Source organism: Xanthomonas sp. NCPPB 4037 (genome assembly GCF_041475695.2).
Taxonomy (GTDB): domain Bacteria; phylum Pseudomonadota; class Gammaproteobacteria; order Xanthomonadales; family Xanthomonadaceae; genus Xanthomonas; species Xanthomonas campestris.
The window spans coordinates 1,258,843-1,281,157 of record NZ_CM191261.1 but is presented as its reverse complement, the minus strand read 5'-3'; the positions used below and the strand labels follow the sequence as shown (position 1 = coordinate 1,281,157).

Genomic DNA, 22,315 nt, shown 5'->3' with positions numbered 1-22,315 from the left:
GCGGGGCTGCGTGCCAGGCGTTACGGATGTGCGCTCATCCACGCAGGAATATCGCGTTGCATGTGCAGGACACGCCAGATGACGATGTCGGTTGCGCGCTCGTTGTAGAACAGCAGATAGGGAAACCGCCTGAGCGGCCAGACACGAATCTGCGGCAGCTTCAGCACCACCGCGTGGCGGCTCGAACCGGCCGCCGGATTGCGCATGAGCGTGGTCATCGCCGACTCCAGTGCTTTGGTAAAGGCCAATTCCAGCGCAAGCCCGCCCTCGGCGCCGTACCAGGCGGCGGCCTCGTCGACATCGCGCAGCGCCAACGGGCGCCAGCGCGCCGGCTTCATTTTCCGGCAGCGCGCTGATGCGCACGCGCGCGCATGCTGTCAAAGAAGTCGGCCTCCATCGCAACAGCAGGCCCGGACTCTGCGCCGTCCAGCAACAGCGCGCGCAGGCTTTGCGCATCACGCTGCATACGGATCAGCTCGCGCAGATATTCGCTGCTCGAGCCGTAAGCATGTTCCAGGACCTGCTGGTCGACAAATTCCTTGAGCTCGTCCGGGAGCGAGATGTTCATGGTGGCCATGCAGCGACCCGATGGCAAAGATTGCCAAAGTGTGCCTCCCGGCAGCGGCATCGGCAAGCCGCTGGGTGAGACGTACTGGCGCATCTTCAGGCGGCCTTGGTTGCTTCCAGAAAATCCTGTGCAAACCGCTGCAGCACGCCGCCCGCCTCGTAGATCGACACTTCTTCTGCGGTATCCAGGCGGCAGGTCACCGGCACCTGCAGCTGCTCGCCGTTGCGTCGATGCACCGACAGCGTCAGCGTTGCGCCCGGGGTGCGTTCACCGACCACATCGAACGTCTCGCTGCCATCGATACCCAGTGTCTTGCGGTCGGTCCCCGGCTTGAACTCCAGCGGCAACACGCCCATGCCGATCAGGTTGGTGCGGTGAATCCGCTCGAATCCTTCGGCCACGATCGCCTCCACACCGGCCAGCCGCACGCCCTTGGCCGCCCAATCGCGCGACGAGCCCTGCCCGTAATCGGCACCGGCAATGATGATCAGCGGCTGCTTGCGCTGCATGTAGGTTTCGATCGCCTCCCACATGCGCAGCACTTGCCCTTCCGGCTCTAGCCGCGCCAGCGAACCGGCCGTGACCTGGCCATCGACCACCGCCATTTCATTCACCAGCTTGGGGTTGGCAAAGGTCGCCCGCTGCGCGGTGAGATGGTCGCCGCGATGGGTGGCGTAGGAATTGAAGTCTTCTTCCGGCACGCCCATCTGGGTGAGGTATTCACCGGCCGCACTGCTGGCAAGAATCGCATTGGACGGCGAGAGATGATCGGTGGTGATGTTGTCGCCCAAAACCGCCAGCGGGCGCATGCTCTGCAAGGTGCGCGCACCTGCCAACGCACCCTCCCAATACGGCGGGCGGCGGATGTAGGTGCTCTGCGCGCGCCAGTCGTACAACGGGCTGACGCGTGCACCTTGCAGGCCACCGCGCTTGAACATCGGCTCGTACACGCTGCGAAAATGCTCCGGCTTCACGCTGCGCGCCACCACCGCATCGATCTCCGCATCGCTGGGCCACAGGTCCTTGAGCGTGACCGGCACACCCTCGGCATCCACGCCCAGGACATCCTTCTCGATATCGAAGCGCACCGTGCCGGCGATGGCGTAGGCAATCACCAACGGCGGCGACGCGAGAAAAGCCTGCTTCGCGTACGGGTGGATACGTCCGTCGAAATTGCGGTTGCCCGACAACACCGCGGTGGCATACAGGTCGCGCTCGATGATTTCCTGCTGGATCACCGGGTCCAGCGCGCCGCTCATGCCGTTGCAGGTGGTGCAGGCGAACGCCACGATGCCGAAGCCCAGCTGCTCCAGCTCGCCCAGCAAGCCGGCCTCTTCCAGATACAGCTGCACCGCCTTGGAACCGGGTGCCAGCGAACTCTTCACCCATGGTTTGCGCGTAAGACCGCGCGCATTCGCATTGCGCGCCAGCAAGCCGGCGGCGATGACGTTGCGCGGATTGGAGGTATTGGTGCACGAGGTAATCGCCGCGATGATGACCGCGCCGTCGGGCATCTGCCCGGGCACCTGCTCCCACGCAGCGGCAATGCCACGGCTGGCCAGCTCGCTGGTCGCCACCCGCTTGTGCGGGTTCGACGGCCCGGCCATGTTGCGCACCACGCTGGACAGATCGAACTGCAGCACGCGCTCGTACTGCGCGGTGACCAGATCGTCGGCCCACAAGCCGGTCTGGCGTGCGTAGGTTTCCACCAGCGCAATCTGCGTGTCTTCGCGCCCGGTCAGGCGCAGGTAGTCCAGCGTCTGCTGGTCGATGTAGAACATCGCCGCGGTGGCGCCGAATTCCGGCGTCATGTTGGAAATGGTGGCGCGGTCGCCGATGGTCAGCGCACTGGCGCCCGCACCGTAGAACTCCAGGTACGCGCCCACCACGCGCTGCTGGCGCAGGAATTCGGTCAGCGCCAGCACGATGTCGGTGGCGGTGATACCCGGCGCCGGCCGCCCCAGCAACTCCACGCCAATGATGTCCGGCAGCCGCATCCACGAAGCGCGGCCGAGCATCACGTTCTCCGCTTCCAGGCCACCAACGCCTACGGCAATCACGCCCAACGCATCCACGTGCGGGGTGTGGCTGTCGGTGCCCACGCAGGTATCCGGAAACGCCACGCCGTCCTGCACGTAGATCACCGGCGACATTTTTTCCAGATTGATCTGATGCATGATCCCGTTGCCCGGCGGGATCACTTCCACATTCTCGAATGCACGCTTGGTCCATTCGATGAAGTGAAACCGGTCGGCATTGCGGCGGTCTTCCACGCCACGATTCTTGGCGAAGGCCTGCTTGTCGAAGCCGGCATATTCCACCGCCAGCGAGTGATCCACGATCAACTGCACCGGCACCACTGGATTGACCTGCGCCGGGTCGCCGCCCTGCTCGGCAATGGCATCACGCAAGCCGGCCAGATCCACCAATGCGGTCTGCCCGAGGATGTCGTGACAGACCACACGCGCCGGGAACCACGGGAAATCCAGGTCGCGCTTGCGCTCGATCAACTGCCGCAGATAGGCATCCACGTGTTGCGGGTCGGCGCGGCGCACCAGGTTTTCGGCATGCACACGCGCGGTGTACGGCAGCGTGGCATACGCACCGGGCTGCAACGCATCCACAGCGGCGCGGGCATCGAAATAGTCCAACGAGGTGCCCGGCAAGGGCTTGCGGTACGAGTTGTTCATGGCTGGCGACATCACGAAGCGGGCGGGGGCTTTGGAGCGGGAATCGGGAATCGGGAATCGGGAATCGGGAATCGGGAATCGGGAATCGGGAATCGGGAATCGGGAATCGGGAATCGGGAATCGGGAATCGGGAATCGGGAATCGGGAATCGGGAATCGGGTCAAGGCTGCCGGGCTGTGCGGTGTTTGCAAGTACAAAGTTGCGCTGTTTTTCCTGCTATCTGCTCAAGAGGCAGCCAACCGGTCAACAGCGCAACCTGCAGCGCCTGCTCAGGCGCGCTGATCCAGCGGCACAAACGCCTGGTCTTCCGGCCCGGTGTAGTTGGCCGAGGGGCGGATGATCTTGCCGTCCACGCGCTGCTCGATGATGTGCGCGCTCCAGCCGGCGGTGCGTGCCAGCACGAACAGCGGGGTGAACATCGCCGTCGGCACGCCCATCATGTGGTAGCTCACCGCACTGAACCAGTCCAGGTTCGGGAACATCTTCTTGATGTCCCACATCACCGTTTCCAGGCGCTCGGCGATGTCGTACATCTTGCGGCTGCCCTGCTCGTCCGACAGCTCGCGGGCCACGTCCTTGATCACCTTGTTGCGGGGGTCGGACACCGTGTACACCGGGTGGCCGAAGCCGATCACCACTTCCTTGCGCTCCACCCGTGCCTTGATGTCGGCCTCGGCCTCATCCGGCGTGTCGTAGCGCTTCTGCACTTCGAATGCCACTTCGTTGGCACCGCCGTGCTTGGGGCCACGCAGCGCGCCGATGCCGCCGGCAATGGCGCTGTACATGTCGCTGCCGGTGCCGGCGATGACGCGGCTCGCAAACGTCGACGCATTGAATTCGTGCTCGGCATACAGGATCAGGCTTGTGTGCATCGCGCGCACCCACGATTCTTTCGGCGCAAAGCCGTGCAACAAGTGCAGGAAATGCCCACCGATCGAATCGTCGTCGGTCTCCACTTCGATGCGCTTGCCGTTGTGGCTGTAGTGATACCAGTACAGCAGCATCGAGCCCAGGCTGGCCATCAACTTGTCGGCGATGTCGCGCGCACCTGGATGGTTGTGGTCGTCCTTTTCCGGCTGCAGGCAGCCGAGCACGGAAACGCCGGTGCGCATCACATCCATCGGGTGCGCCGAGGGGGGCAGCTGTTCCAGCGCAGTTTTCACCGCCGCCGGCACGCCGCGCAGCGAGCGCAGCTTGGCCTTGTAACCACGCAGCTCGCTGCTGTTGGGGAGCTTGCCGTGCACCAGCAGATACGCGATCTCTTCGAATTCGCTGCTGGTGGCCAGGTCCAGAATGTCGTAACCACGGTAGTGCAGATCGTTGCCGCTGCGCCCCACGGTGCACAGCGCGGTATTGCCGGCGGCGGTGCCGGACAAGGCAACCGATTTCTTCGGCTTGAAACCAGGAATGACGGTGTCGTTCATGCGATGACCTCTTCAGATATGGCGTGTCGCGAAATGACTAACGGGATGGCACCGGCGACGTGCTGCGTAGCGCGATCATGCGCCCTTGCGCGCGAACAAGGCATCCAGTCGCTGTTCGTAATCGTGATAGCCGATGCGCTCGTACAACTCTTCGCGCGTCTGCATGCTTTCCAGCACGGCATTCTGATGCCCATCGCGGCGAATTGCGGTGTACACCGCTTCGGCGGCCTTGTTGGCCGCGCGGAAGGCAGACAGCGGGAACAACTGGATCGCCACGCCGGCCTGTGCAAGTTGGTCGCGCGTGAACAGCGGCGTCTTTCCGAATTCGGTGATGTTGGCCAGCACCGGCACGCGCACCGCATCAACGAAGCGCTGGTAGGTCTCCAGGTCATAGGCGGCCTCGGCGAAGATACCGTCCGCGCCCGCCTCCACGCAGGCAATGGCGCGTTCGATCGCGGCATCCACGCCTTCCATCTGGATCGCATCGGTCCGCGCAATCAGGAAGAACGCCGCATCGGTCTTGGCATCGGCCGCTGCCTTGACACGATCCACCATCTCGCCCTGGCTGACGATCTCCTTGCCCGGGCGATGGCCGCAGCGCTTGGCGCCGACCTGATCTTCGATATGGCAGCCGGCCGCGCCCGCCTTGATCAGCGACTTGATGGTGCGTTCGATATTGAACGCGCTCGGCCCGAAGCCGGTGTCCACGTCCACCAGTAGCGGAAGTTCGCAGACATCGGTGATGCGGCGCACATCGATCAGCACGTCTTCCAAGGTGTTGATGCCCAGATCCGGCAAGCCCAACGACCCGGCCGCGACTCCGCCGCCAGAGAGATAGATGGCCTGATAGCCGGCGCGTTGCGCCAGCAGCGCGTGGTTGGCGTTGATGGCGCCGATCACCTGCAACGGCGATTCGGCGGCCAGGGCCGCGCGGAACCGGGCGCCAGCGGAAGACAAGGGCAAGGACGTCATGGCGATTCCTGAGATGGGATGACTGCAGTAGCGCAAAGGGCGTGCCAACCGTAAGCCATTGATGTGACTGATCGCGTGCGCGCACAGCGTTGCATCAATGAAACAGGCGGAGCACCATGCAACATCACTGAACGTCAGCGAATCATGGCCCACTCCTCCTTCGTCGCTCCTTTGGATGGCACCCTGCCGGTGATCTGGACGGTCAGCGTGTCGCGCCTGACCGGCCTGCTGGCCGATGTCATTCCCGAGTTCGACCAGCGCGCACGCATCGAGCAGATCAACCTCGGCTTTGCCGAGGCGGTCGAGGTCATCGGCCAACGCCTGCGCCGCGAACGCTGCGATGTGTTGGTGGCTGGCGGCTCCAACGCCGCTTACCTGCGCAGCCGGCTACCGCTGCCGCTGACGCCGATCCAGGCCACCGGCTTCGACCTGATGGAAGCCCTGGCGCGCGCGCGACGCATCGCACCGCGCATCGGCGTGGTCACCCATGCCACCGACGTGCCGTCATTTCAGCCGTTCCAGGACAGCTTCGCGCTGGACATCGCCCACCGCCGCTTCGTCACTGCCGAGGACGCGCGCGACTGCATCGCCGACCTGCGCGCCAGCGGCATCCAGGTGATCGTCGGGACCGGCATGGCGATCGACTTCGCCGAACAGGCCGGCCTGCCCGGCGTGTTGTTGTACTCGGCCGATTCGGTGCGCCTGGCACTCGACCAGGCAATCGCCCTGGCCACGGCGCCCAGCAGCGCAGCCCCCGCTCTGCGTAGTGCCGCACGCCGCACGCGCAACCAACCGGCCGCACTGCTCGGCGAAGACGCCGCCATGGTGCAGGTGCGTGCACTGGTGCAGCTGTACGCGCCGCACGCCAGCACCGTGTTGATCAGCGGAGAGACCGGCACCGGCAAGGAACTGGTTGCGCGCCAGCTGCACGCCGGCAGCCGCCGCCGGGGCCGGTTCGTGGCGATCAACTGCGGCGCGATTACCGAGTCGCTGCTGGAAGCGGAACTATTCGGCTACAGCGATGGCGCCTTCACCGGCGCGCGGCGCGGCGGCCACACAGGGCTGATCGAAGCCGCGCAGGACGGCACCCTGTTTCTCGATGAAATCGGCGAGCTCCCACTGCCGCTGCAGACCCGCCTGCTGCGTGTACTGGAAGAACGCGAAGTGCTGCGCGTTGGCGCCACCGTGCCGGTACCGGTCGATGTGCGCGTGGTGGCGGCCAGCCTGCAGCCGCTGCAGACACTCGTCGACCAAGGCCGCTTCCGCCGCGACCTGTTTTATCGCCTGGCCGCCTTGCGCATCGCACTGCCGCCACTACGGAATCGCCCCGACGACATCGCCTTGTTGCTCACGCACTACGCGCAACACGGCAGCGAGATGGCATTGCCACTCTCGCCCGCTGCGCTGCAGCGACTGCAACAGCACGCCTGGCCTGGCAACGTTCGCGAGCTACGTAACCTGGTCGAGCGTTTGTGCATTCATTGGAAGGCGCAAGCGCAGGGCCAGGTGAGTCTGGCCCAGCTCGAGGCCTGGGCCCCGGAGCTGGCCGATGCCAGCACGCCAGCGGCCTACGATTCCACATCCGCCGACGCAGCCAGCTCGCGCGCGCAACTCACCGCGACATTGGTACGTGCGGCGCTGGACCGTGCGCAGGGCAACCGCGCGGCTGCGGCCAAAGCGCTGGGCGTCTCGCGCACCACCCTCTGGCGCTGGATGCAGGCACAGGGGCTCGCTTCTTCGCAGTGACCGGCGCACGCGCGCGCTTGAGTACTAGCGCTAGAACAGATCGCCGCGGCACGGCTTTTGCGACTGACGCAGCACCTGCGCCCGCAGGCACGCACTACTTGACCGGTGTGTACTCGGATTCGCCGGTGCTCAGGTTGCCGGTCGACTGATCGATGGCGTAGTTGATGGTGCCCACGCCATTGGAAACCTGCAGCACATCGCCACGCAGTACCGCCGGATAATTTTTGGTCTTTACCCCGTTGCCGAACAGCTCGGGCCGGGTATCGCGAATGATGAAGCTCTCGCCGTTGTGCTCGATGCTCAGCACGTTCTTCGGCGCTTTGGCGTTGACCCACTTGCCCACGAATTCCTCGCCCATGTCTTTGGCGCAACCGGCCAGCAGGAGCAGGCTCGCAGCCAATGCAGTTCCAAGCAGCGTCTTCATCGCCACTCCTTCGTTGAATCCAGGGCCGAGCAGGATGGCGGTTCTCCCACGGCCCTGCAATAAGCAGACGCCACCGCAATCCCATTGCGGCCGGTTGGGATTCATCGGCCTGGCAAAAAGGTGACGCACGCCGCAGTGCACACGCCGAACGCACAGCACACCGCCACAGCGACCGCGTGGCGGCTGGCTGCCGAAGGAGGCGCAGCGTCAGCGCAACGCCAGCTGCAGATCGCCGGGCGCAGGCGCCATTACCAGCTCGGCCGTGTCCAGCAGGCTCTGTGCCGAGGCGGCTGCAGCCGCCAGATCGTCGAAGCACACACCCAGCTCGCCGACCGTGTAATGGCGCGTCACCGCACCCTGCTCGCTGACGCGCACCTCATACACCGGAAACCGGCGTGTTCCAGCCACCATCATTCGACTTTGCGTACGCATGGGTCTGTCTCCTAGTACCGCGTCAGGGTCGCTGCGCCGCGGCCGGACTATCGGGGAGATGCCTGCAAGTGAACTGATCGTTCCCATCGCAGCGCTTCGCCCCCACCCCATCCGCACCGCCGCTGCATCTGCGCGCCACCTTCCGCGCACCACCGCTACCGGCAGGTGAAAAACCTCTTACACGCGGGTGTACGTCGCGCGTGCACGCAATGCGACTGCAGTTCCACTGCGCTGACCGAGCGCCCTGAAACGACAAAGGCCACCGCAAGGGTGGCCTGGTCTTCGACGTCATGGTGGGCGGTACAGGGATCGAACCTGTGACCCTTGCCGTGTGAAGGCAATGCTCTACCGCTGAGCTAACCGCCCGGTGACGCGAGCCGCACATTATAGGGCAGCGGCGGAGATCGTCAACAGTTGTTTACCGAGTCGCGCAACGCACTGAAACCGCCGTGCCGCCGCCCCACGATCACCACGCGCATGCAGCGCACCCGTGGCCCAGTCTTGCGCTCGCCGCGCGCCATCGGCCGCGGCGATTGCCTGCCTTACATCGTGTGGGTCGGCTTGTCCGAAGTAGTCAAACCAGCCAGCAGCGTTTCGATCTTGTTGCGCACCGCCTCGCCTTCCGGGCCGTCCGGGAACTGCACGCCGATGCCGGCCGCGCGGTTGCCCTGCGCGCCCGCAGGCGTGGTCCACACCACCTTGCCGGCGACCGGGAGACGCTCGCTGGAATCGGGCAGCGTCAACAGCAGAAATACCTCATCGCCGAGCATGTAGCGCTTGGGGGTCGGCACGAAGATGCTGCCACTTTTCACGAACGGCATGTAGGCGCTGTACAGCGCGGCCTTGTCCTTCAACGCCAGCGACAAAATGCCTTGGCGTGCATTCATTGCACTCATCGAGTTCCCCTAGAACGGGCCGGGCGCTCTCCCTCGCGCCAGGCCAGCAGCAATTCCGCCACCGCCAGATCGGCGCGGACGGTGGTGCGCAACAAATCACGGGTGCGATTGGCGGCGTCGAACCAGGTCGCCAGCTTGTGCAACCGCGATGGATCGGTCAAGCCGGCCGATGCCTGCGCCAACGCCAGGTCGGCGGCATGCCGCAGACGCTGATCGGCCTGGCCATCGTTGGTCCAGCGCTGCGCCACGTCCACCGCGCCGACGCGGCCACTGGCGATCTGCTCCAGGTCTTGCGCCACGGCGCGACGCACGGCCAGGCCGTCTTCGCGCAGCCACTGGGCGGCAAGCCCGGGATGGCCACGCGCGGCCTCCAGCGCCTCCTGCGCCGCACGCTCGCTGACGCCTTGGGTCAGCAGCCAGGCCAGCGCTTCGTGGGCCGGCGGCAGCTTGAATTCCAGGCGCTGGCAGCGGCTGCGGATGGTGGCCGGCAAGCGCGCCGGCTGCGCACTGATCAACCACAGGTAGCGGCCCGGCGAGGGTTCTTCCAGCGTCTTGAGCAAGGCATTGCAGGCGGCGCGGTTGATCGCATCGGCCGGGTCGACGATCACCACCTGCGCGATGCCGTACTGCGGCGTCAGCGACAGTTTCTGCGAGATCTCCCGCACCTGCTCGATGACGATCTCGGTGCGCAGCTTGTCGCCGGTGCGGTTGGCAATGAACGACACCAGTTGCAGATCCGGATGCGTGCCGGCGGCGATCAGCTGACGGGTGCGCTGCGCCACTGCCGGATCCGGCGCACTGGCCAGCACGTGCTCGGCCAGCGCCAGCGCTACCGCGCGCTTGCCCAGCCCGTCCGGGCCGCAGATCAGCAGGCCATGCCCGAGCCGGCCGGCATCCAGCGCGGCCAGGGTCTGGTCGTAGGCGCGTTGTTGCCAGGGTGAAAACGCAGGCGTCATGGCGTGGGCTCCGGCTGACGGCGGCGCTGCAGATAGCGCGCCACCGCCGCATTGTGTTCGTCCAGGGTGGCCGAGAACGTATGCGCACCGCTGCCATCGCCCACCGCGACGAAGTACAGCGCGTTGCCCGGCGCCGGGCGCACCGCGGCCAGCAGTGCCTCGCGGCCCGGCATGGCGATCGGCGTGGGCGTCAGGCCGGTGCGGGTGTAGGTGTTGTACGGCGTGTCGGTGGTGAGATCGCGGCGGCGGATATTGCCGTCGTAGCTGCTGCCGATGCCGTAGATCACGGTCGGGTCGGTCTGCAGCTTCATGCCCATCTGCAGGCGGCGCACGAATACGCCCGCGATCTGCGGCCGCTCGGTGCCCAGTGCGGTTTCCTTCTCGATGATGGAGGCCAGGATCAACGCCTGTTCGGGCGAGCTCAGCGGCAGTTGCGGGGCGCGCTGTTCCCAGGCCTGCGCCAGCGCCTTGTCCATTGCCGCATGCGCGCGCTTGAGCACGTCCAGGTCGCTGTCGCCGCGCTGGTACAAATACGTTTCGGGCAGGAAGCGCCCCTCCGGATGCTGGCCGGCAAAGCCCAGCCGCGCCATCAATGCGGCATCGTCCAGGCCCGCGATGGTCTGCTGCAGCGGCGTGGCCGTGCCCAGGGCCGCACGCAGTTGACGGAAGTTCCAGCCTTCCACCAGGGTGAAGCGGTACTGGATCACCCGGCCCTGGCGCATGCGCAATAACAGCGCACGCGGCGACAACGCCGGCGTCAGCGCGTATTCGCCCACCTTGAGCTTGCCGGCCGCATCCACCTGGCGGGCCAGCAACTGCCATTCGAGATCACTACCCTGCTGCACCCCGGCCTCACGCAGCTTGCGCAGCGTGGCCTTGAGCGAATCCCCGGGCGCGATGACCACGCTGGGCGTGCTCGCAGTGACCGGCGTCTCGGCAAAATGCACGAAGTGCCGCCACGCCACCACGGCCGCGATCGCCAGCAGCGCCGCAAGCAACAGCACCGTCCCCAGCACGGCCAGACATCCGCGTTTGCCAGTCACCGCCACACCCACCTCGTCATTGCTCCAGCGCCGCGCAGGATACCGCGCGCCGGTGATGTGCCGTTGAAGTGCTCACGCCGGATCCAGCGCACGCAGCAGCCCGCGCGCCTTGGCACGGGTTTCGTCCAGTTCCCGCTGCGGGTCCGAATCCACCACGATGCCGGCTCCGGTGCGGAACCGCACCTGGCTGCCGGCCACTTCGGCGGTACGGATCAGGATGTTCAGATCCATGTCGCCGTCGCGGTTGAGCCAACCGAACGCGCCGGTATAGGCGCCGCGCGCGGTCTGTTCCAGCTCGGCAATGATCTGCATGCAGCGCACCTTCGGGCACCCGGTGATGGTGCCGCCTGGGAATACGGCCGCAATCACCTCGCCGGGCGTGACCCCCTCGCGCAACCGGCCGCGGACATTGCTGACGATGTGATGCACGTGCGCATAGCTTTCCACGCCCATCAGTTCGTCCACCTCCACGCTGCCCGGCGCGCAGATGCGGCCCAGGTCGTTGCGCTCCAGATCGATCAACATCACGTGTTCGGCGCGCTCCTTCGGGTGACCGACCAGCTCGCGGATGCGCGCGGCATCATCGTCGCCCGCGAAGCGTGCACGAGTGCCAGCAATCGGCCGTGTCTGCACCACCTGCCCGTGCACCGACACCAACCGCTCCGGCGAAGAACTCACCACCGCGCGCCCGGCCGCCACGAACAGGCCGGAAAACGGCGCCGGATTGGCCGCACGCAGCCGCGCATGCAAGGCGGCAGGGTCGACGGGCCGATCGAACTGCGCCTGCCAGGCGCGCGAGATATTGGCCTGGAACACATCGCCTGCACGCAGATAGTCCAGCACCCGCAGCACCGCATCGGTGAATTGCTCGGGCGGGTCTTCCTGCACCACCGTCGGCGCTGCCCAGGCAGGCAAGGCCGGCAGGCTGGCGCAGGCGGTGATGTCGTCGTCAATCTGCTGCAGTAGGTCTTCGCGCCCCGGCTCGGCCACGGCGAAGCAGCGCCCGTCCACGCGATCGCGCAGCACCGCCGCCGGCGCCCGCAGAGCCAATGCCGCGGGCGCGGCGTCACTGCGCATGGGCAGGCGCAGGATCGGCTCGACCTGTGCGGCCACCTCATAGTCCAGCAGCACCGCCCAGCCACCGCGAAACGGCCACGAACTTTCACCCTCGTGCGGCAGGCGCTCGGCCTGCCAGGCTGCATCCAGGGCGTCGAGAAACCCGCCTTCCAGCAGCTGACCATCGCCATTGCGGGTACAGCCGTCCGGGTCTAGGCGCAGCTGCGCGCCCTGCGCCAACAGCAACACATCCCAACGCCCATGCGCGGTGCCCGACGCGCTGGATTCCAGCAACGCGGGATACCGCTGCGGTGCCAGGCGATGCAGGGCCAGCAGGTCGATGTCCGCGTGCAATGGTCGGGTCAGCGTCATCGGCCTGGCTTGGCGTGGAGGGACGGATGCGGCGCTGCGCGCCGGTGACAACCAGCGCGCCGCACACCGCACGGTGAATCAGCAGAAGACACAACGGGCCGAACGCGCGACGCGTTGCAGCCCATCGCGACCCTGCGCCATTACGGCGCAGGACCAATGGCTCAGATGCGCTTGAACACCAGGGTGCCGTTGGTGCCGCCAAAGCCGAAGCCGTTGGACATCACCGCATCCATCTGCACCTCGCGCGCCACGTTCGGCACGTAATCCAGATCGCAGCCTTCGCTGGGCTCTTCCAGGTTGATGGTCGGCGGAATGATGCCGGTATGCAGCGCCATCACCGAGAAGATCGCTTCCACGCCGCCGGCCGCACCGAGCAGGTGGCCGGTCATCGACTTGGTCGAGCTGACCATGGTCTTGTACGCATGGTCGCCCAGCGCACGCTTCATCGCCATGGTTTCGGCCAGATCGCCCAGCGGCGTGGAGGTGCCGTGCGCGTTGAGGTAGCCGATCTGCTCGGGGTTGAGCTTGGCGTCGCGCATCGCCGCGGCCATGCTGCGCGCCGCGCCTTCGCCGTCTTCGCTGGGCGCGGTCATGTGGAACGCATCCGAACTGGCACCGAAACCGACCAGCTCTGCATAGATGCGCGCGCCACGTGCCTTGGCGTGTTCGTACTCTTCCAACACCAGCACGCCGGCGCCGTCACCCAGCACGAACCCGTCGCGCTGCTTGTCCCACGGACGCGATGCAGCGGTGGGGTCGTCGTTGCGCGTGGACATCGCCTTCATCGCGCAGAACCCGCCCACCGAACTTGGGGACGAACCGCGCTCGGCGCCGCCGGCCAGCATCACGTCGGCATCGCCGTGCTGGATCATGCGCATCGCAGTGCCGATCGAATGGTTGGAGGTGGCGCAGGCCGACACAGCCGAGAACGTCGGGCCCTTCAGGCCTTTGATCAGGCTCACCTGGCCCGGCAGCATGTTGATGATGGTGCTGGGCACATAGAACGGCGAAATCTTGCGCGCGCCGCCCTCATGAAATTTGATGGTCTGCTCTTCGATGCCGAGCAGCCCGCCGATACCGGAGCCCAGAATGGCGCCCACGCGTTCGGCATTGCTTTCGTTGATCTCCAGCCCGGAATCGTCCAACGCCATGAACGAGGCGCCGACACCGTAGTGGATGAACGAATCCATCTTCTTGACGTCCTTGGCGGACACAAACTGGGTGGGATCGAAATTCTTGATCTCGCCCGCGATCTTGGTGGTGAACTGCGAGGCATCGATCTGCGTGATCGGGCCAATGCCCGAGCGACCGTGGATGATCCCATCCCAACTGGTGGCCAGATCATTGCCCAGCGGCGACACCATGCCCATGCCGGTAACGACAACACGACGACTCATTGCAGATCTCCTCACCACACGACGGACGGTGCTTGCGGTTTACGGTTGACGCTCAAAAACACAGGGCCGCATCAGCGGCCCCATGGGATGTCTGACGCAGCAGCAGCCAAATGCCCGCCACCGCTGTCAGGAACAACGCATCAGCTCTTGACGTGAGCCTTGACGTAGTCGATCGCCTGCTGGACCGACGTGATCTTCTCAGCTTCTTCGTCCGGGATTTCGCACTCGAACTCTTCTTCCAGCGCCATCACCAGCTCGACGGTGTCCAGCGAGTCGGCACCCAGGTCATCGACGAACGATGCGCTGGTGGTGACTTCCTCTTCCTTGACGCCGAGTTGTTCGACGACGATTTTCTTGACGCGTTCTTCGATGGTGCTCATTGAGATATCGCTCCAGATGGAGTAGTGGTGGTACAAAAAAAACGCCATCGCCGCTGCGATGGCCGCGTTGGATAGTGTAGTGGAAGCGACCGGGCCTTGCATTGCATCACAAATCCCGGCCGATCAGCCACTTAGCGCCTCCCGGCGCCGCACGCTCACGGCATGTACATGCCGCCGTTGACGTGCAGGGTCTCACCAGTGATGTAACGGGCGGTTGGGCCAGCCAGGAATGCCACCGCGTTGGCGATGTCGTCCGGCTGCCCCAGATGGCCCAGCGCGATCTGCTGCAGCAACGCCGTCTTGGCATCCTCCGGCAGCGCCTTGGTCATGTCGGTATCGATGAAGCCGGGCGCGACCACATTGACAGTGACCCCGCGCGAGCCGATTTCCTTGGCCAGCGACTTGGAGAACGCAATGATGCCGGCCTTGGCCGCCGCGTAGTTGGTCTGGCCCGGATTACCGGTCACACCCACCACCGAGGCGATGTTGATGATGCGGCCCTTGCGCGCTTTCATCATGCCGCGCATCACCGCCTTGGAGGTGCGGAAGACACTGGTCAGGTTGGTGTCGATGATCGCCTGCCAATCGTCTTCCTTCATCCGCATCAGCAGGTTGTCGCGGGTGATGCCGGCGTTGTTGACCAGGATCGAGACCGCACCGAACTCCTTGCCGATCGCATCGATCAAGGCATCGACCGCGGCCGCATCGGTGACATTGAGCTCCCGGCCGTGGCCGCCGTTGGCAGCCAGGCGCTCGCCGATGGCAGCGGCCCCGGAGGCGGAAGTGGCCGTGCCGATGACCGTGGCGCCCTGGGCGGCCAGCGTATCGGCGATGGCCGCGCCGATGCCGCGGCTGGCACCGGTGACCAGAGCGATCTCGCCCTGCAATGGCTTGCTCATGTTGCGGTTCCTCGAGAGGGGACGTCGCAACCGCAGTTGCGAGCGTCGAGGGCCGGCATCACCGGCAAATCGGTCAACTCAGTGCGCCCACGCATCCAGCGCGCCGGCGTAATCGGCCGGGGTCGCGAGCGAACGGGCATCCAGGCTCTTGTCGATACGCTTGATCAGCCCGCTCAGCACCTTGCCCGGGCCGCATTCGGCGATCCGGGTAATGCCCTGCGCGGCCAGCGCCTGCACGCAGCCGGTCCACTGCACCGGCAGATACAGCTGCTCGACCAGGGCCTGGCGGATCGCCTCGTGGCCGGCGTGCACCTGCGCGTCGACGTTCTGCACCACCGGAATCTGCGGCGTGTGCCAGGTCAACCCGGCCATCGCCTCACCCAGCTGGTTGGCCGCCTCGCGCATCAGCGGAGTGTGCGACGGCACGCTCACCGCCAGCTTGACGGTCTTGCGCACGCCGCGCTCGGCCAGCAACGCCAGCGCGCGATCCACCGCCGCCGCATCGCCACCGATCACGATCTGACCGGGCGAATTGAAGTTGGCCGGCACCACCACCTGGCTGCCCGAGGCTTCGACACAGACCTCGCGCACCAACGCATCCTCAGCGCCCAGCACCGCGGCCATCGCGCCGACACCGGCGGGCGCCGCTGCCTGCATGAACTGCCCGCGCAGCCGCACCAGGTGGGCACCGTCGTGCAGCGACAAGGCACCGGCAGCGACCAGTGCGGTGTATTCGCCAAGGCTGTGGCCGGCCAGCACCGCCGGTCGCTCGCCGCGCTGCGCGCTCCACAGGCGCCACACCGCCACACCGGCGGCCAGCAACGCCGGCTGGGTGTATTCGGTGCGGTTGAGCATCTCTTCCGGGCCGCCCTGCGACAGGGCCCACAGATCGACGCCGGCGCCATCGGAGGCCTCGACGAAGGTCTCGCGGATCTGCGGATGCAGTTCGGCAAGTTCAGCCAGCATGCCCAGGGACTGCGAGCCCTGGCCGGGAAACACGAAAGCGAGCGTAGATTCGGTCACGCGTTGCTGCCTACAAAAATCGAGCCGGGATGATACGTGCGAAATCGCCCGGCCGTCTGTACTGACGCGTATGCAAGACACCAACGCCCGCACCGCACAGGCGTCTGGCGGTAGGGTCTGAGCAGGTCAATGTCGCCGTTGAGGAGCCAGTCCAGGCACGGCATCCACAGCTTCAACGCGGTGGTCGCCTAGATCGCCGGGCGGCGCGCTGGCGCGTCAGCTGGGCGTGGAGGAGAGGCGGGTCAGATGCGCGAAACGCGCGGTTACTTGACCACCTGGGCGCAGGCAGTCCGCACACGAACGCGCTGTCGCTGAGCATCAGTGGCGTGCCCCTGACAACGTTCTACCGCGCCTGCCCGCAGGCCGTCACCCGCAACACCTTGACCGCCTGAGCCTGCAGCGCGCCACGCCGGGTAAATTCCTCGCAGGCACCGCAACCGCCACGTTGCGGTTGCGAAGGCAAGACATCCAGGCCCCAGTGGCGTGCGAGAACGTTGCGTGTGTCGATCAAGACTGCGCGGCGGCGGCACTGCGTCAGGGAGACTCACTGACACATCAGCCCGCAATGGCAAGGTTCTTTGCACCAACAGAACCTCAAGCGCACAAAGACACCGCCGGCAAACGCGGCAGTGCCTGCGCAGATCAGTAGCGCAGCAGCGCCGAGCCCCATGTGAATCCGCCGCCGAAGGCTTCCAGCAGCAGCAACTGGCCACGCTGCACGCGACCGGAGCGAACCGCTTCGTCCAGCGCGAGCGGCACCGAGGCCGACGAGGTATTGCCATGCCGGTCGACGGTGACCACCACCTGCTCCATCGGCAGATCCAACCGCTTGGCGGTGGCTTCGATGATGCGCAGATTGGCCTGATGCGGGATCAGCCAGTCCAGGTCGTGCTTGTCCAAGCCATTGGCGGCGAGGGTTTCATCGACCACCGAGTCCAACGCCTTGACGGCGTACTTGAACACGTCGTTGCCCTTCATCAGCAACGCGCCACCGCCGTTCTTGCCTTCGCCGAAGCCAACCGACACACCGACCGGATCCCACAGCAATTCCTTCTTGCTGCCGTCGGCATGCAGATGGGTGCTGAGGATGCCGGTGTCTTCATCGGCCTTGAGCACGACCGCGCCCGCACCGTCGCCAAACAGCACGCAGGTGGTGCGATCGGTCCAGTCGACGATCCGGGTCAGCGTTTCGGCGCCAACCACCAGCACGGTCTTGGCGTCGCCACTGCGAACGAACTTGTCGGCCACGCTGAGCGCATAGACGAAGCCCGAGCAGGCAGCGTTGACGTCGAAAGCACCGCAGCCGACATTGCCCAGCCGCGCCTGCAACAGGCACGCAGTGGACGGGAAAATCAGGTCCGGGGTGGTGGTGCCGACAACGATCAGGTCGATCTCGTCGGCAGTGACACCGGCCGCTTCCATCGCCTTCAGCGAGGCGAGGTACGCCAGATCACTGGTGGTCTGGTCGTCGGCAACGATGTGACGTTCACGGATGCCGGTACGCGAGCGGATCCATTCATCGCTGGTGTCGACGATCTTGGACATGTCGTCGTTGGTCAACACCTTTTCGGGCAAATAGCTACCCGTGCCCGCGATTCTGGAGTAGATCCGCTTGCTCATACTGTTCCTTGGTGCAAGAGCCGCGGTGATTGGCGGCTCCGGAAGTATCGAGGGTCACCCGCCTGCAAAACTGCGGCGGGTGCCACGGATCAATCTTCTTGGACGGCCGACGACTTGGTCGTGATCACCTTCTTGCCGCGGTAGTAACCGTCAGCGGTGATGTGATGGCGCAGATGGATCTCGCCGCTGGTCGGGTCGGTCGACAGCTGCTTGGCGGTCAGGGCATCGTGCGAACGACGCTGGCCGCGGCGGGACGGGGTGACTCGGGATTTCTGCACAGCCATGGGATTGCTCCAAACTTAAGTTCGATAACTTTTCTATTGAGTCGAACAGGACTGTACGCCCGCGCCGACCTGTGTTTCCGCCCTTAACAGCGGCGGTTACTGTTTCTTCAACGCCGCCAGCGCCGCGAACGGACTGGCCTTGTCTTGCTCTTCCTGGGTCGGAACCCACTCGGCCTCGACTGCCTCGCTCCCCGGCGCCATCGGCACCACGGGAACCGCCAGCACCAGCTCATCCTCCACCAGGTCCACCGCCCGCAGCATGCCGTCGTCTGGCACCAGTAAGGCTTCGTAGTCGGGCGGCAACGCGGCCTCATCAGCCTCGTCGCGGATCAAGCCAAGTCGCTGCCTGATCTGCACCGGATACAGAAAACGCTGCAGGCTGCGCTGGCATTCCAGCGGCAGCGCGACATCGATGCTGAGTTCAACATAGGCGACCTTCAACAGATCGTCCTGATCGAACTGAAGCGAATAGACACATTCGCCCTCGGTATCAACCAGGCTTCCCTGAAGACGGGTCATCGCAGATAGCGGGATGCGGCCGTCGAAGCGCCTGCGCGCTGCGACCATCCGCCAAGCATCCAGCATTTCGGGCACGTTCGCGGACATAAGCCGCAGAATGTTAAAGATCCGCCGGGGCCATGTCAAATCTTCCGCCGCTGGGATTGTGGCCCGGCGCCAGGGCCGGCAGACTCCCCTGCCCTCCCTCGCGGTGCGCCCATGATGCCACGCCTGATCCTCGCCTCCACGTCTGCCTACCGCCGCGAGCTGCTGGGCCGCCTGCACCTGGACTTCGACACGGCCCGTCCCGAGGTGGACGAGCACGCCCTGCCCGGCGAAACGCCGCAGGCGCTTGCGACCCGGCTGACCAGCGAGAAGGCGCGCGCCGTGGCGGCGCGCTTCCCCGAGGCCTGGGTGATCGGCTCGGACCAGGTCGCCGACCTGGACGGCCAGGCGCTTGGCAAGCCCGGCACGCTGGAGCAGGCGCACGCGCAGCTGACGCGCATGTCCGGCCGCACGGTGCGCTTCCAGACCGCCGTCAGCCTGATCGGCCCGGCCGGGTTTGCCGCGCACGCGCTGGACCTTACCGACGTCCAGGTGCGGACCCTGCAGCCGCAGGAGATCGAACGCTACCTGGCAGCCGAACCGGCGCTGGAGTGTGCCGGCAGCTTCAAATGCGAGGGTCTGGGCATCACCTTGTTCGACGCAATCCGCAGCAACGACCCCACCGCCCTGGTCGGCCTGCCGCTGATCGCAGTGGCGCGGTTGCTGCGGCAGGCGGGATTTTCGCTGCCTTGAAGCTGCCTCAGCCCGCCTGGCGCAGCGTGCAAAACTGATACGGATAGACGGTTTGCCCAATGCGTGAGAGCAACGTGCGGCACTGCGCCGGGTCCAGCGTCAGCCCGTACGCAACCAGACGCTGCTGCGCCATCTCGCGAATGGCCTGATCGGCCGCCGCGATATCCAGCGCCCTGGCCTTGGGCACGATCAACAGGCAGCGGCCGGGCGTGGAAGCAGCCAGCTCGGCGCGCAGACCGCGGGCGATCAGCCAACGCAGGCGTGCGCAGTCCGGTTGCGCATCCCACCCGAACTGCTGCGCCCAGCGATTCATGCGATCCACCCGCACCTGCTGTTTGTCGCGCGCCGCGCCGAGCATCGCGTAAACCTGCGGGCGTTCGGCCACCAGGGTGCGCACGCGCGCCCGATACGCATCGGTCTCGCTGATGTTGGTTGCGACCCCGATGTAACGGGCCTGCTGCGGCAATAGGGTGACGCGCCATGACTGCGGCTCATCGCCGACCAGCAAGACCGTTGCCCGTGCCGGATCGATGATCTGCGGTTGCGCGACCTCAAACGCCGCGCGCGCCCAGGGCTCGTGCCCCCAATCCTTCCAGCCGACCACGGCCACCAGCGCGCACAGCCCGATCAACCACGCAGCCTTGTGATCGGCATGTTGCGCAAACGCATGCCGGCAACAGATCCACAGCACCACCGGCGCCAGCAATTCCAACACGACCAGATAGCGGTGGATGCTGAAGATGGCCTGCCACAACACATAGGCCGTCGCCACGAACACCAGCACCACAGTGGCCGAGCGGTCCAGCCCAACCCCGGCAACCCGGCGACGCAGCACAGCGCGCGCAGCCACGATCAGCACCAGCGCATACAGCACGGCCCACAGTGCCTGCACCAATCCCAGGTCACCGATGCGCTGCGGCTTCAACGTAAACAGCAGCGGCCAGAGCAGGTGTTCGCCGAGATTGCGCGGCAGCCAGCGCGTGTCGGCGATCGACACCGGCGCGGCCAATGGGGATTTGAACAGCCCGTTGAACTGCGGGAACAGTGGGTTGCCCAGGTGCTGCCAGACCTGCCAGTACCACGGCCCGGCCACCAGCACGAACACACCGCCCGCGACGACGATCACGATGCCCAGCGCCAGCAGCCGTGCCCGCAGGCGCGCGCCATCGCACATCAGCGCGGGCACCAGCGCGAGGGCGTAGAGCGCATTGGTCAACTTGAGCGCGACCGCCAGACCCAGCAACGCGCCTGCACACGCCCATAGATGGAGGGCGGTTTTGCCCTGCCGCGCGTTTGCCTGTGCCTGCAGGACCAGCGCCAGGGCGCCCAACACAGGCAGCGCCGTGGCGGTATCGCCCATGGTGCCGCCGAGTTCAGACAGAAACACGGCACTGCTCAATCCTGCGGCCGCCAGCAGCGGTGTCCATTGCGCACGCCGCGGATGCGCCGAAAGCACCCGCCAGGCAACCGCGGCCACCGGCACAAACACCAGCGCATGCAGTGCACCGAGCAGCACGCCAACCAGTGGCGCGGGAAGATGCAACATCAAGGCGGCATGCATCGCATCCAGCAGCGGGCTGAAATAGCTTTGCATCTGCGCCGGCGCGAGGTCGGTCGTCAGTCGCCCGTGCAGCCAGGCATCGCCGATATACAAGTGATAGTTGCGCAAGTCCCAGTTGGCGTCCTGGCCGAGGCCGAGCGACACCAGTGCACCGAGCAGCACGATGGCAAGTACGGCGGCGGCACTATGCCGCGGGGAATGGAAACCAAAGCGGCGATCCGCCCAGGCGAGCAGGCGTTGGCGGCGCGTCGCTTTCGCTGTTGCTGCACTTGCCCGCATCACGTCCGCTCCTGCGCATGTCTGGATGCAAGCACTGCCACGCTCGGTTCGGCGAGATAGGCCAGATGCTTGGCCTCGACACGACCACGGGTCACCGTGTCCAGGATCAGCCCGCACGCCAGCAACAGAAAGCCGAGCAGCATCAGGGCCACGCACAGGATCGCAGTTGGAAAGCGCGGCACCAGGCCTGTTTCCAGATAGGTCTGCAACAACGGTACGGCCAGCACGATCGACAGCGCGGCACTGAGCAGGAAGCCGATCGAAAAGAACAGCAGCGGACGCTCGGCCTTGAACAACTTCACGATGGTGGTAAGGATCCGCCACCCGTCACGCCAGGTATTCAACTTGCTCTGCGAACCCTCCGGCCGCACACCATAGGCAGTGTCGACTTCGGCGACCGGCATGCGCAATTGCAACGCGTGCACCGCCAGCTCGGTTTCGGTTTCGAACCCATGCGCATGCGCGGCAAAGGATTTGACGTAGCGGCGCGAGAACACCCGGTAACCCGACAGCATGTCTTCGAAACTGCGGCCGAACAGCAGGCCCGCGCAGCGTGTCAGCAGCACATTGCCCAGCCGATGTCCTGGCCGGTACGCGGCCTGCTGTTGATCGCGCCGCGCGCCGACCACCATGTCCAGTTGCTCGCTGAGCAACTTGCGCACCAGCTCGGGCGCGGCAGCCGCGTCATACGTCGCGTCGCCATCGACCAGCACATAGATGTCGGCGTCCACATCGGCAAAACCGCGACGTACCACATTGCCCTTGCCCTGCAGCGCCACGCGCCGCACCTGCGCGCCGGCCGCTACGGCGATCGCCGCGGTGGCATCGCTGGAGTTGTTGTCCAGCACATGGATGGCCGCCTGCGGCAATGCCGCGGCAAAATCACCGACCACTGCGGCAATGGTGGCGGCCTCGTTGTGGCAGGGCACCAGCACGGCGATGCGGATCCCGGCAAAGGTGTCGGGACAATCGGTACTCATCACGTAGGCCAGTATCC

22 protein-coding genes and 1 tRNA gene are annotated in these 22,315 nt (G+C 65.7%); 2 read left to right on the top strand and 21 right to left on the bottom strand.

Annotated features, from left to right (window positions below; genetic code table 11):
- Positions 1-20: 20 nt before the first annotated feature.
- The 5 genes from ACCQ01_RS05810 to prpB all read right to left on the bottom strand — a co-directional run bounded on the left by ACCQ01_RS05810 (position 21) and on the right by prpB (position 5,654).
- Positions 21-338: a type II toxin-antitoxin system RelE/ParE family toxin gene (locus ACCQ01_RS05810; protein WP_228434212.1), complete on the bottom strand. Its 318-nt coding sequence runs from the start codon at positions 336-338 to the stop codon at positions 21-23.
- A complete protein-coding gene (locus tag ACCQ01_RS05805; protein ID WP_019237897.1) occupies positions 335-577 on the bottom strand; it encodes a type II toxin-antitoxin system ParD family antitoxin in 243 nt (80 codons plus the stop codon). The genes ACCQ01_RS05810 and ACCQ01_RS05805 overlap by 4 nt, the downstream gene beginning before the upstream one ends.
- An 86-nt stretch (positions 578-663) precedes the next feature.
- Positions 664-3,258 (bottom strand): Fe/S-dependent 2-methylisocitrate dehydratase AcnD, encoded by a 2,595-nt coding sequence (gene acnD, locus ACCQ01_RS05800; protein ID WP_228434224.1) that lies wholly within the window; start codon positions 3,256-3,258, stop codon positions 664-666.
- A gap of 269 nt (positions 3,259-3,527) precedes the next feature.
- Positions 3,528-4,682, bottom strand: a complete 1,155-nt coding sequence (gene prpC / locus ACCQ01_RS05795) for a bifunctional 2-methylcitrate synthase/citrate synthase (protein WP_115004105.1) — start codon at positions 4,680-4,682, stop codon at positions 3,528-3,530.
- A gap of 75 nt (positions 4,683-4,757) precedes the next feature.
- Positions 4,758-5,654, bottom strand: a complete 897-nt coding sequence (gene prpB / locus ACCQ01_RS05790; RefSeq protein ID WP_057673089.1) for a methylisocitrate lyase — start codon at positions 5,652-5,654, stop codon at positions 4,758-4,760.
- A 144-nt stretch (positions 5,655-5,798) separates the two neighbouring features.
- On the opposite strand from prpB, the gene prpR reads away from it, so the two are divergent.
- The gene (gene prpR / locus ACCQ01_RS05785) at positions 5,799-7,400 is read left to right on the top strand and encodes a propionate catabolism operon regulatory protein PrpR (RefSeq protein WP_228433805.1); all 1,602 of its coding nucleotides are present in this window, start codon (positions 5,799-5,801) and stop codon (positions 7,398-7,400) included.
- A 94-nt stretch (positions 7,401-7,494) separates the two neighbouring features.
- Here prpR and ACCQ01_RS05780 read toward each other — a convergent pair whose 3' ends face one another.
- From ACCQ01_RS05780 to ACCQ01_RS05715, 14 genes are all read right to left on the bottom strand, one after another.
- Positions 7,495-7,824, bottom strand: a complete 330-nt coding sequence (locus tag ACCQ01_RS05780) for a hypothetical protein (RefSeq protein WP_014506900.1) — start codon at positions 7,822-7,824, stop codon at positions 7,495-7,497.
- A 207-nt stretch (positions 7,825-8,031) separates the two neighbouring features.
- Entirely contained in the window at positions 8,032-8,256 is a 225-nt protein-coding gene (locus ACCQ01_RS05775) for a hypothetical protein (protein WP_228433803.1), read from the bottom strand.
- 291 nt (positions 8,257-8,547) lie between these two features.
- Positions 8,548-8,622 (bottom strand) — tRNA-Val (locus tag ACCQ01_RS05770).
- A gap of 176 nt (positions 8,623-8,798) precedes the next feature.
- The gene (locus tag ACCQ01_RS05765) at positions 8,799-9,152 is read right to left on the bottom strand and encodes a PilZ domain-containing protein (RefSeq protein WP_228433801.1); all 354 of its coding nucleotides are present in this window, start codon (positions 9,150-9,152) and stop codon (positions 8,799-8,801) included.
- On the bottom strand, positions 9,149-10,108 hold the full coding sequence (locus tag ACCQ01_RS05760) for a DNA polymerase III subunit delta' (RefSeq protein ID WP_103699589.1): 960 nt from the start codon (positions 10,106-10,108) through the stop codon (positions 9,149-9,151). Before ACCQ01_RS05760 ends, ACCQ01_RS05765 begins: the two co-directional genes overlap by 4 nt.
- Positions 10,105-11,163 carry an endolytic transglycosylase MltG gene (mltG, locus tag ACCQ01_RS05755; RefSeq protein ID WP_228433799.1) on the bottom strand — a complete coding sequence of 353 codons (1,059 nt, stop codon included), beginning with the start codon at positions 11,161-11,163 and terminating at the stop codon, positions 10,105-10,107. The genes ACCQ01_RS05760 and mltG overlap by 4 nt, the downstream gene beginning before the upstream one ends.
- A gap of 60 nt (positions 11,164-11,223) precedes the next feature.
- Positions 11,224-12,579, bottom strand: coding sequence for an aminodeoxychorismate synthase component I (locus tag ACCQ01_RS05750; protein WP_228433797.1), 1,356 nt, complete (start codon positions 12,577-12,579; stop codon positions 11,224-11,226).
- Positions 12,580-12,740: 161 nt separating this feature from the next.
- Entirely contained in the window at positions 12,741-13,976 is a 1,236-nt protein-coding gene (gene fabF, locus ACCQ01_RS05745; RefSeq protein ID WP_228433795.1) for a beta-ketoacyl-ACP synthase II, read from the bottom strand.
- A gap of 140 nt (positions 13,977-14,116) precedes the next feature.
- The gene (gene acpP / locus ACCQ01_RS05740; protein ID WP_002814322.1) at positions 14,117-14,356 is read right to left on the bottom strand and encodes an acyl carrier protein; all 240 of its coding nucleotides are present in this window, start codon (positions 14,354-14,356) and stop codon (positions 14,117-14,119) included.
- A gap of 155 nt (positions 14,357-14,511) precedes the next feature.
- A complete protein-coding gene (gene fabG / locus ACCQ01_RS05735; protein ID WP_115004099.1) occupies positions 14,512-15,255 on the bottom strand; it encodes a 3-oxoacyl-ACP reductase FabG in 744 nt (247 codons plus the stop codon).
- A gap of 78 nt (positions 15,256-15,333) precedes the next feature.
- Complete coding sequence (gene fabD / locus ACCQ01_RS05730) at positions 15,334-16,278, bottom strand: ACP S-malonyltransferase (protein WP_228433793.1); 945 nt, start codon at positions 16,276-16,278, stop codon at positions 15,334-15,336.
- 642 nt (positions 16,279-16,920) lie between these two features.
- The gene (locus ACCQ01_RS05725; RefSeq protein ID WP_228433791.1) at positions 16,921-17,898 is read right to left on the bottom strand and encodes a beta-ketoacyl-ACP synthase III; all 978 of its coding nucleotides are present in this window, start codon (positions 17,896-17,898) and stop codon (positions 16,921-16,923) included.
- A gap of 89 nt (positions 17,899-17,987) precedes the next feature.
- The gene (gene rpmF / locus ACCQ01_RS05720) at positions 17,988-18,182 is read right to left on the bottom strand and encodes a 50S ribosomal protein L32 (protein WP_010368401.1); all 195 of its coding nucleotides are present in this window, start codon (positions 18,180-18,182) and stop codon (positions 17,988-17,990) included.
- A gap of 96 nt (positions 18,183-18,278) precedes the next feature.
- Positions 18,279-18,788 (bottom strand): YceD family protein, encoded by a 510-nt coding sequence (locus ACCQ01_RS05715; protein ID WP_011036217.1) that lies wholly within the window; start codon positions 18,786-18,788, stop codon positions 18,279-18,281.
- Positions 18,789-18,899: 111 nt separating this feature from the next.
- Here ACCQ01_RS05715 and ACCQ01_RS05710 point away from each other — a divergent pair, with 111 nt between their 5' ends.
- Complete coding sequence (locus tag ACCQ01_RS05710) at positions 18,900-19,478, top strand: Maf family protein (RefSeq protein ID WP_228433789.1); 579 nt, start codon at positions 18,900-18,902, stop codon at positions 19,476-19,478.
- A 7-nt stretch (positions 19,479-19,485) separates the two neighbouring features.
- On the opposite strand, the gene ACCQ01_RS05705 is transcribed toward ACCQ01_RS05710, so the two are convergent.
- A complete protein-coding gene (locus ACCQ01_RS05705) occupies positions 19,486-21,318 on the bottom strand; it encodes a hypothetical protein (protein ID WP_228433810.1) in 1,833 nt (610 codons plus the stop codon).
- Positions 21,318-22,298 carry a glycosyltransferase family 2 protein gene (locus ACCQ01_RS05700; protein ID WP_228433787.1) on the bottom strand — a complete coding sequence of 327 codons (981 nt, stop codon included), beginning with the start codon at positions 22,296-22,298 and terminating at the stop codon, positions 21,318-21,320. Before ACCQ01_RS05700 ends, ACCQ01_RS05705 begins: the two co-directional genes overlap by 1 nt.
- Positions 22,299-22,315 lie beyond the last annotated feature (17 nt).